General features: G+C 40.5%; 10 protein-coding genes. 2 read left to right on the top strand and 8 right to left on the bottom strand.

The window, feature by feature from the left end:
* Positions 1 to 131: 131 nt before the first annotated feature.
* Positions 132 to 824: a hypothetical protein gene (locus AACV12_RS06080; RefSeq protein WP_148494390.1), complete on the bottom strand. Its 693-nt coding sequence runs from the start codon at positions 822 to 824 to the stop codon at positions 132 to 134.
* Between the two features lie 135 nt (positions 825 to 959).
* Complete coding sequence (locus tag AACV12_RS06085; RefSeq protein WP_170901513.1) at positions 960 to 1,730, bottom strand: alpha/beta fold hydrolase; 771 nt, start codon at positions 1,728 to 1,730, stop codon at positions 960 to 962.
* 1,974 nt (positions 1,731 to 3,704) lie between these two features.
* Between AACV12_RS06085 and AACV12_RS06090 the strand changes: the two genes are divergently transcribed.
* On the top strand, positions 3,705 to 3,920 hold the full coding sequence (locus AACV12_RS06090) for a hypothetical protein (protein ID WP_170901515.1): 216 nt from the start codon (positions 3,705 to 3,707) through the stop codon (positions 3,918 to 3,920).
* 1,034 nt (positions 3,921 to 4,954) lie between these two features.
* On the opposite strand, the gene AACV12_RS06095 is transcribed toward AACV12_RS06090, so the two are convergent.
* The 5 genes from AACV12_RS06095 to AACV12_RS06115 all read right to left on the bottom strand — a co-directional run bounded on the left by AACV12_RS06095 (position 4,955) and on the right by AACV12_RS06115 (position 9,628).
* Positions 4,955 to 5,377, bottom strand: coding sequence for a hypothetical protein (locus AACV12_RS06095; protein WP_170901517.1), 423 nt, complete (start codon positions 5,375 to 5,377; stop codon positions 4,955 to 4,957).
* A 117-nt stretch (positions 5,378 to 5,494) separates the two neighbouring features.
* Entirely contained in the window at positions 5,495 to 5,911 is a 417-nt protein-coding gene (locus AACV12_RS06100; protein WP_095466687.1) for a GFA family protein, read from the bottom strand.
* Between the two features lie 172 nt (positions 5,912 to 6,083).
* Complete coding sequence (locus AACV12_RS06105) at positions 6,084 to 6,773, bottom strand: pseudouridine synthase (protein WP_017045407.1); 690 nt, start codon at positions 6,771 to 6,773, stop codon at positions 6,084 to 6,086.
* A gap of 1,834 nt (positions 6,774 to 8,607) precedes the next feature.
* Complete coding sequence (locus AACV12_RS06110; RefSeq protein ID WP_047691362.1) at positions 8,608 to 9,072, bottom strand: hypothetical protein; 465 nt, start codon at positions 9,070 to 9,072, stop codon at positions 8,608 to 8,610.
* Between the two features lie 142 nt (positions 9,073 to 9,214).
* Positions 9,215 to 9,628, bottom strand: a complete 414-nt coding sequence (locus tag AACV12_RS06115) for a DUF1090 domain-containing protein (RefSeq protein ID WP_249371419.1) — start codon at positions 9,626 to 9,628, stop codon at positions 9,215 to 9,217.
* 352 nt (positions 9,629 to 9,980) lie between these two features.
* Between AACV12_RS06115 and AACV12_RS06120 the strand changes: the two genes are divergently transcribed.
* Entirely contained in the window at positions 9,981 to 10,217 is a 237-nt protein-coding gene (locus AACV12_RS06120; protein WP_013867767.1) for an RNA recognition motif domain-containing protein, read from the top strand.
* Positions 10,218 to 10,890: 673 nt separating this feature from the next.
* Here AACV12_RS06120 and AACV12_RS06125 read toward each other — a convergent pair.
* Positions 10,891 to 11,463, bottom strand: a complete 573-nt coding sequence (locus AACV12_RS06125; protein ID WP_170901521.1) for a hypothetical protein — start codon at positions 11,461 to 11,463, stop codon at positions 10,891 to 10,893.
* Positions 11,464 to 11,733: the final 270 nt, after the last annotated feature.

Genomic DNA, 11,733 nt, shown 5'->3' on the forward strand with positions numbered 1-11,733 from the left:
AGCTCTGCAATGAAATTGCACACAAATTAAATATGCGCCCACGCAAAAGACTTGGGTATAGAACACCACTGGAGTATATTCATGCGCATCTTTAAAAAGTGTCGCACTTCAAACTTGATACTAAGTTTTTATCATTCGCTGAAGTCAAAACTTTCACCATGAGAAGCATAAAGAGAGTTCAAAACCTTCGGGTTATCGATCATCTGGAACAATCGAGTTATAGAATTATCCATTTCAGATATAGATTTAAATTTTTGTAGAGTAAAGCCAATTGAAACATACGTTAGAACTTGTACTTGTTTTTCAAGAAGTTCTTTCTGAGAAAGATTATTTTCAATAGCGGATTTCTCTATAGCATATCCTTCATTTTGTTTATGCAGCATAAACATCGCGCCTTCGGATGCCCTCTCCATATCGCACCTACGGATATCAATTTGCTGTTCAAGTAAATTTAAGTATATTTTCTTTTGTTCATTGAGAGATTGTTCTAAAGCTTGTTCACTAACCACGCTCAGCTCACGCTTTTGCGTATCTAAAGTTTCTTGTTGAAGATTATACAATTTGGTGAACTCGCGATTTTGCGTTTCTAGCAACTGTTTCTGTAGTTGAATTGTAATTACAATCGCTATCAATGTAGCAAATGCGATAATTGGGGTGAAAATACCACCAAAGAAGCCTCCAGCATCCCCCCAATCTGATGGCAACTCAGATAGAGCACCATCAAATACACTTCTATAAGCTAAAATGCTAACGATAGTCCCAAGCACAATAAGCGCCACTAAAGATACGACTAAGCGTTCAAAATGCTTTATGTAATTTTCCACAAAATCTCCCAAAAATATAACGCCCGGCTAAGGGGTTGACAACGCATAACCGAACTCAAAAAACATACCGTAAACACTGAACTTCAATTTTGCACTAAAACCGCCATGCGTTGGCAATCCCTCTTGAGCCGTTTGTTAGTTTTTGTGTTGCAACAAGAACTGCTCTAACATTTCACCCACCAATTCCGGTGATTCTTGATGCGACGAATGTGCTGTCAATGGAATATTGGCAAAACTACAACCTACAATTTTCGACTTTAAAGCCGCTGCCTCATCCAACGAAAACAAGAAGTCATTATCACCTCGCATTACTAATGTCGGGCAACGGATTTTTTCAACTAACTCATGTGGGTAGCCAGATTCTGTTGTGTCAAGCCAGACTGCTTTTACAGCGTCTACGAGTTTAGGGAAATCCGGTTTAGGATTTGACGCCTCATATAAAGCAACATCATCGGCAAACCTTGATGCCCAAAATTCAGCCGTCAAACCACTTAGTAATTCAACTGATGGATCATCTGCCTCTAATCGCCACTGCGAACCCAGTGTCACCAAACAAGATACTCTCTCCGGTTCTTGTATTGCTAAACGATAACCTACGATACCACCGTCACTAAAACCAAAAATCGAATATTTCTCAATACCCAAATAGCTAAGAACATGCTGAACGTCTTGTTGATATTGCATGTAATTAAGTGGACGATTGCCTAAAAGGGACTTTCCGTGACCACGGAAATCTATACTTATCAATTGATAGTCAGCAGCAACATATTTATGAATTGAACTTAACTCATTCAACGAACCAAGACCGCCATGAAGCATCAATAATGGCTTGCCGTCATGATTACCTGAAAGCTCGTAATAAATCTCGGAGCCACTAACACTTACATAACCATTTTTATTTTTCATTTTATCGACCAACTACGTTTGTATTGATTTGACCTGAAAAAACTAACGCCCGGCTAAGGGGTTGACAACGCACCGCCAGACTCAAAAAAACACCGTAAACACTGGATTTCAATTTTGCACTAAAGCCGCCACGCGTTGGCAATCCCTCTTGAGCCGTTTGTTAGCTGCTGCACTTTAACCGGAAATTGATTACCCAACGACCTAATTTAAAACACATTATTGCTTTCAAACGACAAAGTAAAACGGACAATTTAGAAACTAAAACCTAATCCACGAAACACACTTGGCAAAGAAGAAATAACAGGAAAACTTGACGAGCTTCTAGGACTTAAATTTACAAAGAATTCTTTCGAAGAAGCCAACAACCAAGTGCGCAAAACCCATTTAGGCGCGAAAGAGCTTCAAAACCAAAGAAGCCACACCAAAGAAATAAACAAACACACCACTTCCCGTAAACAGACTTCGGTTAGTTCAAGCACTTCACGAACAGTGCCACTGGCGAGATACATGGAAAAGTGCTGACTTTCAGGTGTAAAGCTAGAGCCTCAGACTAAGAAAAATAAGCGCTTAATTTTACGGTTTTTCTTAACCTCAGCTAACGCCCGGCTAAGGGGTTGACAACGCACTGCCGAACTCAAAAAACACACTGTAAACACTGAACTTCAATTTTGTACTAAAGTCGCCACGCGTTGGCAATCCCTCTTGAGCCGTTTGTTAGGCCAACCGATTGACAATGATACTTTCAAAAACAAAGAACAGGCTTTTTTGCAAACTTAAAACTAACTAACCGATTCATTTATAAACCAAAACCCTAAATCAGCAAAGAAACCCAAAAAATTCAAATTGAGCGATTTGGAAGAAAAGTGACGAGCGTAGCATGCTCGGCGGACGTTTGGATGCTGAAGGTCATTTTGCCGATGAATTCACAGCGATAAACAACCCAACGCGATCAAGAAACAACAAATATGTGATGACTATTTATTGCCTAACTTAAACCAGCAAACCTTGAATTTACCGTTCAATTCCAACTCGATTTAGCTGATAAAAACTCATTTTGCCTAACGCCCGGCTAAGGGGTTGACGACGCAACGCCGAACTCAAAAAACACACCGTAAACACTGAACTTAAATTTTGAACTAAAGCCGCCACGCGTTGACAATCCCTCTTGAGCCGTTTGTTAGCTGCTGCGCTTTAGCCGGAGATTGACTACTCAACGGCCTAATTTAAAACACATTATTGCTTTCAAGCGACAAAGTAAAACGGACAACTGAGAAACTAAAACCTAATCCACGAAACGCACTTGGCAAAGAAGAAATAGCAGGAAAACTGACGAGCTTCTAAGACTTAAATTTACAAAGAATTATGTCGAAGAAGCCAACAACCAAGTGCGCGAAATCAACTCAAGCGCGAAAGAGCTTCAAAACCAAAGAAGCCGCACCAAAGAAATAAACAAACACACCACTTCCCGTAAATAGACTTTGGTTAGTTCAACCACTTCACGAACAGTGCCACTGGCGAGATACGTGGAAAAGTGCTGACTTTCAGGTGTAAAGCTAGAGCCTCAGACTAAGAAAAATAAACACGTAATTTTATGATTTCTCTTAACCTCAGCTAACGCCGAATTAAGCTGCTGCCAACGCACAAAGTCATTGAAAGCAATGCACCGTAATCACCAAACTTTTTGGAACCAATTCAGCCACGCGTTGGTAGTCAGGCTTGAATTTCTTGTTAGGTTTTACTATTTAACCTTTACCCACTTGGCAAAGAATCCCGCTAGATTAACGCATTGCGTTGAACGAATTCTAAGTATTTCTCTCAATTGGACAGCCAAATGCGACTAACTTAAAACAACTGTGTTGTTGAGCCGATTAAGAAACTTAAAGCGCTTTTGCGCCTGAGAAACCTTCAACCAACCGATACAAATATTGAATGAAGCAACCCACAAACTTTGACATGAGAAACAGTGAAAGAAACGTGATGATTTGGGTAGACCAAGCTGATTTGCTGAAATCTGTAAACAAATGGCTAGAGAAATCCCCAAATCTTTTTCCCAACCAATTACGCTTTTTTCTTCGTGAACCTAACGCTGAATTAAGCTGCTACCAACGCACAAAGTCATTGAAAGCAATGCACCGTAACCACCAAACCCATTTAGAGCAGATTCAGCCACGCGTTGGTAGTCAGGCTTAAATTTCTTGTTAGGTTTTGCTGTTTAACCTTCACCCACTTGGCAAAGAATACCGCTAGATTAACGCATTGTGTTGAACCAATTCCAAGCATTTCACTCCATTTGGCAGACAAATGCGATCAACCTAAAAACAAACAGTTAAGCCCATTTGATTGGTTAAATTAAAGCGTCTTTGAGTCAAAGAAACCTTCAACCGACTGGCTCGATTTTCCAATGAAGCAACCCACGGATTTTGGTTTGCGCATTTGTTAGAGATGCCAAAGAATTGGGACAGAAAAAGCAGACTTGCTGAAAACCGTAAACAAATAGCCAGAGAAATCCCCAAATCTTTTTCCCAATAATTATGCTTTTCTCTTCGTAAACCTAACGCCCGGCTAAGGGGTTGACAACGCACCGCCAGACTCAAAAAACACACCGTAAACCCTGAACTTCAATTTTGCACTAAAGTCGCCAAGCGTTGACAATCCCTCTTGAGCCGTTTGTTAGCTGCTGCACTTTAGTCGGAGATTTACTACCCAATAGCCTAATTTAAAACACATTATTATTTTCAAGCGGCAAAGTAAAACGGACAACTGAGAAACTAAAACCTAACCTACGAAACGCACTTGGCAAAGAAGAAATAGCAGGAAAACTGACGAACTTCTAATACTTAAATTTACAAAGAATTATGTCGAAGAAACCAACAACCAAGTGCGCGAAATCCATTTAAGCAAGAAAGAGCTTCAAAACCAAAGAAGCCACACCAAAGAAATAAACAAACACACCACTTCCCGTAAAAAGACTTCGGTTAGTTCAAGCACTTCACGAACAGTGCCACTGGCGAGATACGCGGAAAAATGATGACTTTCAAGTGTAAAGCTAGAACCTCAGACTAAGAAAAAATAAACACGGAATTTTATAATTTTTCTTAACCTCAGCTAACGCCCAATTAAGGGGTGAGCAACGCTACCACCCAACCTAAAGCATTGTACCGTAAACACTAAAATTGAAGTAGAAGCAAAATGCCAAGCGTTGGGAATCCCTCTTAAATTGTTTGTTAGGCATGTTTCCGCCGCTCTTCGACTAAATCGTGTAATTGATGATTATTACTAAACATAAACTCCACACCTTGTGAGGTCATCTGCCACTGACCCAAACCACTGCCTTCACGGTTTACACGTTTTATAAAACCTTTGTTATGTAAATTTATCAATTTCACTTCTAATTCTAATGGGGCATATTCGTTATGATGTATCGCGAGCTCACTGGTTGAGAGAGGAGCATTTTCTTCGTAACCATCGTGAAGAATAAACTGCATAAAATAGATGTCGTGCTCGTCAGGCTCATAGGTTTTCTGCCGACTTGATGAAGCATTTCTCGATTTTTGAGTTACGCCTTTTTTGTGCAGCACCCAAGAAATAAAAACAGCCAGAATAGTTGCTATGCCACCAATCAAAGCACCAATAATCGTTGAATCCATATTTTCCTCATTAATGCCTAACGCCGCGTTAAGGTGTGACAAGCGTTTGCCACACTTGAGCGAAGCGAAACTGGCAAGCGTTTGGAATCACTCTTAAACGCTTTGTTATATGTTTGATTACACCTTGTCCGCAAAGTAGGCCATGATCTCTTCTGTAGTCATTTCCTTAGTCTCGTTGGCAAAGCAATAATAACTCGGGCGCATATCACTAAAATATTGCATATCCATTTCTAACCCTTCTAGGTTTGGAAATAAACCTACCGGCATATTGTACTCACCTGTTTCTTTGAATTTATAAAATAGATGTGTTCCACACTCAGTACAGAAGCCTCGTGAGGCCCAAGAAGATGACTTGTACATTTTTACTTTATCTTCACCCTCTAGTTTCACTTGAGTGCCACATTTCACCGCGAAGAAAGGAGCTCCACCCCAAGTTCGGCATGATTGACAATGACAAACTGTAAACTTGGGATTGATGTTTTCTGCCGTAATTTTCACGGCACCACAAAGACAGCTAGACTCAGAATAAGACATTGAAATAACTCCTAAATTGATAAAAACATATAACGCCCGGCTAAGGGGTTGACGACGCACCGCCGAACTCAAAAAACACACTGTAAACACTGAACTTCAATTTTGCACTAAAGCCGCCACGCGTTGGCAATCCCTCTTGAGCCGTTTGTTATACACAAATTAACCCATGCACTTACTTGGCAAAGGATTGTACTTCGCAATCAGTCAAGTAGCGCCACTTTCCGACCTCGACATCAAGATTCACTGATCCAATAGCCTCACGATGGAGTGAAACGACACGATTACCAACAGCAGAAAACATTCGTTTTATCTGATGGAACTTACCCTCAGTGATCGTTAAACGTACCTCTTTAGGATTGATGACATTTAAGATGGCTGGTCGTGTCAATTGCTGCTCACCTTGCAACTGAATACCTTCTTTGAACTTTGTTGCAGCATCGTCTGCAATCGCGCGAGATAAACCCACACGATAAACTTTACTGCATTCTCTCGTTGGCATTGTAATATTAAATGACCACCGTCCATCGTCAGTAATCAACACCATACCCGTAGTGTCGGCATCTAAGCGGCCTACTATGTGAAGTTCAGAAATGTTATTAACATTTAAGAGATTGAACAGAGAGGGGTAGAACTCATCAATATTTGAGCAAATAGTCCCCGCAGGTTTATGCATGATAATATAACGAAAACCACGAGCCTCTAACTTAGAGCCACTCAGCAATATTGAGTTATTTTCATGAACTTGAGCCATTTCATCCGTTACTATATCGCCATTAACACTAACCTCACCAGAATTGATTCGCTGGATAGCTTCAATTTTTGTTAGCTGGGTACTTTTACATACAAATCTATCAAGACGCATATCAATCACATTCAGAGTAAAGTAAAGAGGGGCCGAACATTACACTTGCTCAGTGCAAACTAGCAATCATTCACTGAGAAAGAAGTCAATTTAAGCTTTTGTGTATAACGCCCGGCTAAGGGGTTGACAACGCACCACCGAACTTAAAAAACACACTGTAAACGCTGAACTTCAATTTTGTACTAAAGCCGCCACGCGTTGGCAATCCCTCTTGAGCCGTTTGTTATGCAAATTCAACGAGGTAAACGACTTTACGCAACCAAAAACTACGATTGCAATGGTTGAGTGATTCAAGAATCAACCCAAGCAAGAACTGTGATAAATGAGCCGCCAAAACAAAGTCCATCTTTCAACAACAAACCAAGCTTTTAAATCAGGAAAACTCAACGAGCGAAAACTTCAGCAAGTGCAAAATGCTCGATTAACTTGCCCTTTCCACACTTTGCGCCCACTTAATTTACAACGCGCCAACGCTAAAAGTGATTGAGGCAAACAAAGAAACTTGCCTGTTTTACGGTTTGAGTTAACCACGAATCTGAGGGTAAAAAGCTCATTTGCCGACAACACAAAACGAATAGCCGGAGAAATCCCAAAAGATTGAACCCCTAATTTCACCTGAGTTGCATAACGCCCGGCTAAGGGGTTGACAACGCATAGCCGAACTCAAAAAAAACACTGTAAACACTGAACTTCAATTTTGCACTAAAGCCGCCACGCGTTGGCAATCCCTCTTGAGCCGTTTGTTAGGCCAACTGATTGACACCGGCACTTTCAAAACCAAAGAACGAGCTTTTTTGTAAACTTGAAACAAACTAACCGATTCATTTATAAACCAAAATGCCAACTCAGCAAAGAAACAAAAAACTCAAATTGAGCGATTTGGAAGAAAAGTGACGAGCTTTTTTGCAAACTTGAAACAAACTAACCGATTCATTTATAAACCAAAATGCCAAATCAGCAAAGAAACAAAAAACTCAAATTGAGCGGTTTGGAAGAAAAGTGACTAGCGTAGCATGCTCGGCGGACGTTTGGATGCTGAAGGTTATTTTGCCGCTGAATTTACAGCGCTAAGCAACCCAACGCGATCAAGAAACAACAAATATGTGATGATTATTCATTGCTTAACTTAAGCCACAAAACATGGAATTTACCGCTCAATTTCAACTCGATTTAGCTGATAAAAACTCACTTCGCCTAACGCCCGGCTAAGGGGTTGACAACGCACCGCCGAACTCAAAAAACACACTGTAAACACTTAACTTCAATTTTGTACTAAAGCCGCCACGCGTTGGCAATCCCTCTTGAGCCGTTTGTTATGCAAATTCAATGAGATAAACCGACTTTACACGACCGAAAGCCGCAATTGCAAAGGTTAAGTGATTCAAGAATCAACCCAAGCAAGAACTGTGATAAATAAGCCGCCAAAACAAAGTCTACCTTTCAACAACAAACCAAGCTTTTGAATCAGGAAAACTCAACCAGCAAGTCTTTCAACAAATACGAAATCATCGAATAACTTGCCCTTTCCACACTTTGCACGCGCAAAATTCACAACGCACCGGCGCTAAAACTGATTGAGGCAAACAAAGAACCTTGTCTGTTTTACGGTTTGAATTAACCACGAATCTGAGGGTGAAAAAGTTCATTTGCCGACAACACAAAACGAATAGCCGGAGAAATCTAAAAAGATTGAACCCCTAAATTTACCTGAGTTGCATAACGCCCGGCTAAGGGGTTGACAACGCACTACCGAACTCAAAAAACCACTGTAAACATCGAACTTCAATTTTGTACTAAAGCCGCCACGCGTTGACAATCCCTCTTGAGCCGTTTGTTAGGCTTTTTGCGAGCTAAGAGTAATTGGCAGTTTCTTAACTCCGTACTCCCTGTTTGCCCACGCATAAAACTTTCTCCTGCCACTGAATTTTACACTTAGCATTTCAGCGTGAGAAATTGCGCGAAACAACATCATATAAGCGTTACCCTGACGATCAAAATGTAATTCTAGCGGGTCACCTTTATCATGGTGCTTCACTGTATTCTTAGCCCTATTTGTAACTTTCTTAACCTCACCTTTTGATAGATGTGGTGTATCGTAATAAGTTCTGAGCATTACATTAAAACGCCAGTCATTATCTAATGCCGAATAACCTTGTGTTTCTAATAACATGCCACAAAATATTTCATCAGCAGCACCAAGTAACGTCAGTGCCGAAACGTAACGGCCTCTAAAGTAAAGGTCTATACCATCTTCGAGTTGCTCTTTAGCTAAGTTTATTTTCTTCGACTTTGCTGCCATTTTATTCCTAAAGCCTAACGCCCGCTTAAGGGGCAGACAACGCTATTACTGACTTTCCGCATAACACCGTAATCACAAAAACCAACGCATAATAAAAATGCCATGCGTTGGCTGTCCCTCTTGAAGCGTTTGTTAGCATTATCTAGCCTAATTCGGATAACTCTTGTAGAAGCGACTCCAATTTACGCTCTTCTTCTTGAATTTTATTTTGGTATTTCCTGACTTTGTTATCCTTGCCACTTCCCTTTGCTTCTTGTAAATCTAAGTTATATTCGGCAATTTTATCTTTAGTTTCTTTAATTTCGTCAGCTAAATCTTGCTTAAGTTTTGTGTCACTACAATTGGACTTGGCTTCCGCTAGGGCAACTTTTAGTCCTTCTATCTTTTTTTGATTATTAGCTAACTGAGCACTTTCTATTTGCTGCTCAATCTCACAATACTTTCTTTCACACCCAGAAAAACCTGAACAGTTCAATGAAGCAAAACTATAAAATGACAATATAGACAGTACAACACCGGAAGTTTTCAACATTAAATTTACATTTGCTCTTTTCATTAACACAACTAACTTTAATCAATTTTACAAGGGATAATTAAACTACAAAATGGTGAATTGTCACACAACTATTATACGCGATGATTGATTTCTACCATTTGAATATGACTTTTAAGTCCTCAGAATGCTAACGCCCGGCTAAGGGGTTGACAACGCATAACCGAACTCAAAAAACACACTGTAAACACTGAGCTTCAATTTTGCACTAAAGTCGCCACGCGTTGGCAATCCCTCTTGAGCCGTTTGTTATGCAGTTTTTTAACCAATACTCAGTATAGAGAACGAATTACTTAGCCAAACTTATCTTTAGCTGCCACAATTCGCACTGTCATTTACTACCAATTGGTTCATCATGAAACTTTTAGTTCGCAATCTATCTCGCTCTACAACTGAACAAGAACTTCGTGTTTTATTCTCAGCTCATGGCTCCGTAGCCGAATGTACGCTTGTTTTAGACCAAGTAACGGGTCAATCAAAAGGCTTTGCTTTTGTCGAAATGCCAAACGAAAACGAAGCTAATGCTGCAATTTCTAGCCTAAACCTTTCTGACGTAGCTAAAAGCAAAATCAGAGTAAAAGCCGCAGAATAAACACCTTATAGACAAAAAGAGTAAAGCTCCGTCAGTTCAAATACATTGGGCTGACGTTTTTTAGTTTCCGTTGAACCTGTAGAACTGCATAACGCCCGGCTAAGGGGTTGACAACGCACCGCCGAACTCAAAAAACACACTGTAAACACTGAACTTCAATTTTGAACTAAAGCCGCCACGCGTTGGCAATCCCTCTTGAGCCGTTTGTTAGGCCAACCGATTGACAACGACACTTTCAAAACCAAAGAACGAGCTTTTTTGTAAACTTGAAACAAACTAACCGATTCATTTATAAACCAAAATGCTGAATCAGCAAAGAAACAAAAAAACTCAAATTGAGCGATTTGGAAGAAAAGTGACGAGCGTAGCATACTCGGCGGACGTTTGGATGCTGAAGGTTATTTTGCCGCTAAATTCACAACGAAAAGCAACCCAACGCGATCAAGAAACAACAAATATGTGATGACGATTTATTGCTTAAGTTAAGCCACAAAGCATGGAATTTACCGTTCAATTTCAACTCGATTTAGCTGATAAAAACTCACTTTGCCTAACGCCCGCTTAAGGGGCAGCCAACGCTACTACTCACTTTCCGCATAACACCGTAATCACAAAAACCAACGCATAGTAAAAATGCCGCGCGTTGGCTGTCCCTCTTGAAGCGTTTGTTAGCTTACTTCACCACGGTATACTGGGGCTTACCTATGAGGTCTATTTCGAAACCATTAACTCTCGCACCGTGTGTCCATCTTAATTCAAGCTCTCTTACTGCATTTTGATAACGCTTTGCGTTTGAAATGTCAGAATATGAACTAATTTTCATCTCGGGATAAAGTGGGTCTAACTCTTCGTTAGGGGTATCGTGGGGAACCGTATCTGTTCGTGTAGTTTTGTGTGGTTTGGCATGAGCTAACCAGTTACGAAACTTGATCATTTCCTGGATGGTTTGCCAAGGTTGCGCAGAAAAATCGGGCTCATGACCCAATTGACCTGAGACTAGGATAACTTTACCAATGATTGATGTGGACTCGAAATTCTTCCAATTGCGACCGAAGATCTGCCCACCATAGACATTACACATTGCCTCTAGAGAAAATACTGAAAAAATCATAGATGGGATAATCCATCTAAATTTATGTCCATCTGCTTCTTCTTCCGCCATACGCAGCTGATTAATTGCGATAGACTGCAATGGAATTAATTCTGGGGTTTCCACAGATATCTTAACTTTCTTAGTTTTCGTCATTTTTTCCTCGTTGTAAGCTAACGCCCGCTTAAGGGGCTGACAACGCTACTACCAACTTTCCGCATAACACCGTAACCACAAAAACCAACGCATAATAAAAATGCCGCGCGTTGGAAGTCCCTCTTGAAGCGTTTGTTATGATTCTTGGATTCAAGTACGAAGTGCGACGCCTCTGAACATAAAAACAGTGAGATGCGATAATCATGAACTTTGCTCCCGCCAAGAAGTAAAAAACATGAAATACACGCACCTCACTGAGAACGAAAGGTA

Origin of the sequence: Vibrio sp. 2-2(8) (genome assembly GCF_963888495.1) — a bacterium.
Taxonomy (GTDB): Bacteria; Pseudomonadota; Gammaproteobacteria; order Enterobacterales; family Vibrionaceae; genus Vibrio; species Vibrio anguillarum.

Bases quoted from the DNA above. Each gene is read 5' to 3' on its own strand.
- AACV12_RS06110 (WP_047691362.1), bottom strand. From the start codon at position 9,072: ATGGCAGCAAAGTCGAAGAAAATAAACTTAGCTAAAGAGCAACTCGAA.
- AACV12_RS06125 (WP_170901521.1), bottom strand. From the start codon at position 11,463: ATGACGAAAACTAAGAAAGTTAAGATATCTGTGGAAACCCCAGAATTA.
- AACV12_RS06100 (WP_095466687.1), bottom strand. From the start codon at position 5,911: ATGTCTTATTCTGAGTCTAGCTGTCTTTGTGGTGCCGTGAAAATTACG.
- AACV12_RS06095 (WP_170901517.1), bottom strand. From the start codon at position 5,377: ATGGATTCAACGATTATTGGTGCTTTGATTGGTGGCATAGCAACTATT.
- AACV12_RS06115 (WP_249371419.1), bottom strand. From the start codon at position 9,628: ATGAAAAGAGCAAATGTAAATTTAATGTTGAAAACTTCCGGTGTTGTA.
- AACV12_RS06085 (WP_170901513.1), bottom strand. From the start codon at position 1,730: ATGAAAAATAAAAATGGTTATGTAAGTGTTAGTGGCTCCGAGATTTAT.
- AACV12_RS06120 (WP_013867767.1), top strand. From the start codon at position 9,981: ATGAAACTTTTAGTTCGCAATCTATCTCGCTCTACAACTGAACAAGAA.
- AACV12_RS06105 (WP_017045407.1), bottom strand. From the start codon at position 6,773: ATGCGTCTTGATAGATTTGTATGTAAAAGTACCCAGCTAACAAAAATT.